Genomic DNA, 2,316 nt, shown 5'->3' on the forward strand with positions numbered 1-2,316 from the left:
CAATGAAAACCTGCAAAAGTCGCAAATGGAGCGGAAGGCGGCGACTCCAGCGGGACCAGCGCGAGCCGAAGACCCTGGACAGAGCGAAGCGAAGGGAGCGGCTGAGGCCGTGCCCGCGGAAAGCGTCCGCCTGGAGCGAAATGAAAAAAGCTGCCGAGAGTTTCTCGACAGCCTGACAGCTAGTCAATAATTATTGACTAGCTGTTTTCTTATGAAAAGACTCTACTCATTGATAGATATCTAAGCAAGAATCTTTCTTTCATCTAGATAACTTGAAATTCGCTTTGCTTTTATTCCAAAATAAAAGACACTATGCAATAAATGCATAGTGTCTTTTTGATGACCCCTACGGGATTCGAACCCGTGTTACCGCCGTGAAAGGGCGGTGTCTTAACCGCTTGACCAAGGGGCCATATACTGGCGGAGAAGGAGGGATTTGAACCCTCGCGCCGGTTTCCCGACCTACACCCTTAGCAGGGGCGCCTCTTCAGCCACTTGAGTACTTCCCCAGTATATGGCTCCGAAGGTAGGATTCGAACCTACGACCATCGCATTAACAGTGCGGTGCTCTACCACTGAGCTACTTCGGAATGGTGGGCCTAAATGGACTCGAACCATCGACCTCACGCTTATCAGGCGTGCGCTCTAACCAGCTGAGCTATAGGCCCATATGTAAAATGGAGCGGGTGAAGAGAATCGAACTCTCATCATCAGCTTGGAAGGCTGAGGTTTTACCACTAAACTACACCCGCAAAACATGGTGGCTCAGGACGGAATCGAACCGCCGACACAAGGATTTTCAGTCCTTTGCTCTACCGACTGAGCTACTGAGCCACGTATGGATAAAAATGGCGGTCCCGACCGGGATCGAACCGGCGATCTCCTGCGTGACAGGCAGGCATGTTAACCGCTACACCACGGGACCATTTGGTTGCGGGGGCAGGATTTGAACCTGCGACCTTTGGGTTATGAGCCCAACGAGCTACCGAACTGCTCCACCCCGCGACAATACTATTTGAAAACCTTATAAATTTTGTCCACACATTTTAAAAATATGGAGGAGGAAGAGGGATTCGAACCCCCGCGGGATTTGACTCCCCTGTCGGTTTTCAAGACCGATCCCTTCAGCCAAACTTGGGTATTCCTCCGAGATAATATATAAGTGGTGGACCTTGCAGGACTCGAACCTGCGACCGGACGGTTATGAGCCGTCTGCTCTAACCAACTGAGCTAAAGGTCCTAAAAAAGTGGCGGCAGAGGGGATCGAACCCCCGACCTTACGGGTATGAACCGTACGCTCTAGCCAGCTGAGCTACGCCGCCAGGATCTTTATTTTATATAGTTGGTGGAGCCTAGCGGGATCGAACCGCTGACCTCCTGCGTGCAAGGCAGGCGCTCTCCCAGCTGAGCTAAGGCCCCATTGTAATGGTCGGGAAGACAGGATTCGAACCTGCGACCCCTTGGTCCCAAACCAAGTGCTCTACCAAGCTGAGCTACTTCCCGAACTGAATTGCTGAGTGGGTAAAAATATGGCGCGCCCGAGAGGACTCGAACCTCTAACCGCTTGATTCGTAGTCAAGTACTCTATCCAATTGAGCTACGGGCGCTTGCATTGATACGTCTTTCTGCAAACAAAATGGTGCCGAGGACCGGAATCGAACCGGTACGGTAGTCACCTACCGCAGGATTTTAAGTCCTGTGCGTCTGCCAGTTCCGCCACCCCGGCTTAGGGTCGGCTTGCAGGGTATCTAAGAAAGTTGGAGCGGAAGACGGGGGTCGAACCCGCGACCTCCACCTTGGCAAGGTGGCGTTCTACCACTGAACTACTTCCGCAAAAATGGTGCGGGTGAAGGGAGTCGAACCCCCACGCCCGAAGGCGCTAGATCCTAAGTCTAGTGCGTCTGCCAGTTCCGCCACACCCGCGTGGCAAGTATTGAATTAAAATGGTGAGCCATGAAGGATTCGAACCTTCGACCCTCTGATTAAAAGTCAGATGCTCTACCAACTGAGCTAATGGCTCGTGCAAATGGTGCCGGAGAAAGGACTTGAACCCTCAACCTACTGATTACAAGTCAGTTGCTCTACCAGTTGAGCTACTCCGGCAGGAGTAAAATGGTGGAGGATGACGGGATCGAACCGCCGACCCTCTGCTTGTAAGGCAGATGCTCTCCCAGCTGAGCTAATCCTCCATTATGTATGCCCAGCGACGTCCTACTCTCACAGGGGGAGACCCCCAACTACCATCGGCGCAAAAGAGCTTAACTTCCGTGTTCGGGATGGGAACGGGTGTGGCCTCTTTGCCATCATCACTGGACT

Annotated in this window: 1 protein-coding gene, 20 tRNA genes and 1 rRNA gene; 1 reads left to right on the top strand and 21 read right to left on the bottom strand. The window is 52.6% G+C overall.

Going from position 1 to position 2,316, the window contains the following annotated elements; all coding sequences use genetic code 11:
* On the top strand, window positions 1-190 hold a 190-nt coding region (locus tag B0H99_RS17970), incomplete at its 5' end, for a hypothetical protein (protein ID WP_219905832.1).
* Between the two features lie 150 nt (window positions 191-340).
* Here B0H99_RS17970 and B0H99_RS17520 read toward each other — a convergent pair.
* The 21 genes from B0H99_RS17520 to rrf form a co-directional block, all read right to left on the bottom strand.
* Window positions 341-412 (bottom strand) — tRNA-Glu (locus B0H99_RS17520).
* Window positions 413-418: 6 nt separating this feature from the next.
* A tRNA-Ser gene (locus B0H99_RS17525) sits at window positions 419-509 on the bottom strand.
* Between the two features lie 6 nt (window positions 510-515).
* Window positions 516-590 (bottom strand) — tRNA-Asn (locus B0H99_RS17530).
* A gap of 1 nt (window position 591) precedes the next feature.
* Window positions 592-668, bottom strand: a tRNA-Ile gene (locus B0H99_RS17535).
* A gap of 10 nt (window positions 669-678) precedes the next feature.
* A tRNA-Gly gene (locus B0H99_RS17540) sits at window positions 679-752 on the bottom strand.
* Between the two features lie 6 nt (window positions 753-758).
* Window positions 759-834: transfer RNA gene (locus tag B0H99_RS17545), tRNA-Phe, on the bottom strand.
* Window positions 835-849: 15 nt separating this feature from the next.
* Window positions 850-925, bottom strand: a tRNA-Asp gene (locus B0H99_RS17550).
* Between the two features lie 3 nt (window positions 926-928).
* Window positions 929-1,005: transfer RNA gene (locus tag B0H99_RS17555), tRNA-Met, on the bottom strand.
* A gap of 50 nt (window positions 1,006-1,055) precedes the next feature.
* Window positions 1,056-1,148: transfer RNA gene (locus B0H99_RS17560), tRNA-Ser, on the bottom strand.
* Window positions 1,149-1,163: 15 nt separating this feature from the next.
* Window positions 1,164-1,240 (bottom strand) — tRNA-Ile (locus tag B0H99_RS17565).
* A gap of 8 nt (window positions 1,241-1,248) precedes the next feature.
* Window positions 1,249-1,322: transfer RNA gene (locus B0H99_RS17570), tRNA-Met, on the bottom strand.
* Between the two features lie 21 nt (window positions 1,323-1,343).
* Window positions 1,344-1,419, bottom strand: a tRNA-Ala gene (locus B0H99_RS17575).
* Window positions 1,420-1,426: 7 nt separating this feature from the next.
* Window positions 1,427-1,503: transfer RNA gene (locus B0H99_RS17580), tRNA-Pro, on the bottom strand.
* Between the two features lie 27 nt (window positions 1,504-1,530).
* A tRNA-Arg gene (locus tag B0H99_RS17585) sits at window positions 1,531-1,607 on the bottom strand.
* Window positions 1,608-1,637: 30 nt separating this feature from the next.
* Window positions 1,638-1,726 (bottom strand) — tRNA-Leu (locus tag B0H99_RS17590).
* A gap of 32 nt (window positions 1,727-1,758) precedes the next feature.
* Window positions 1,759-1,833 (bottom strand) — tRNA-Gly (locus B0H99_RS17595).
* A 5-nt stretch (window positions 1,834-1,838) separates the two neighbouring features.
* Window positions 1,839-1,923: transfer RNA gene (locus B0H99_RS17600), tRNA-Leu, on the bottom strand.
* A 21-nt stretch (window positions 1,924-1,944) separates the two neighbouring features.
* A tRNA-Lys gene (locus tag B0H99_RS17605) sits at window positions 1,945-2,020 on the bottom strand.
* 7 nt (window positions 2,021-2,027) lie between these two features.
* Window positions 2,028-2,103: transfer RNA gene (locus B0H99_RS17610), tRNA-Thr, on the bottom strand.
* 10 nt (window positions 2,104-2,113) lie between these two features.
* Window positions 2,114-2,189: transfer RNA gene (locus tag B0H99_RS17615), tRNA-Val, on the bottom strand.
* A gap of 9 nt (window positions 2,190-2,198) precedes the next feature.
* Window positions 2,199-2,314: ribosomal RNA gene (gene rrf / locus B0H99_RS17620) — 5S ribosomal RNA — on the bottom strand.
* Window positions 2,315-2,316 lie beyond the last annotated feature (2 nt).

Source organism: Planomicrobium soli (assembly GCF_003014655.1).
Classification (GTDB): Bacteria; Bacillota; Bacilli; order Bacillales_A; family Planococcaceae; genus Planococcus; species Planococcus soli_B.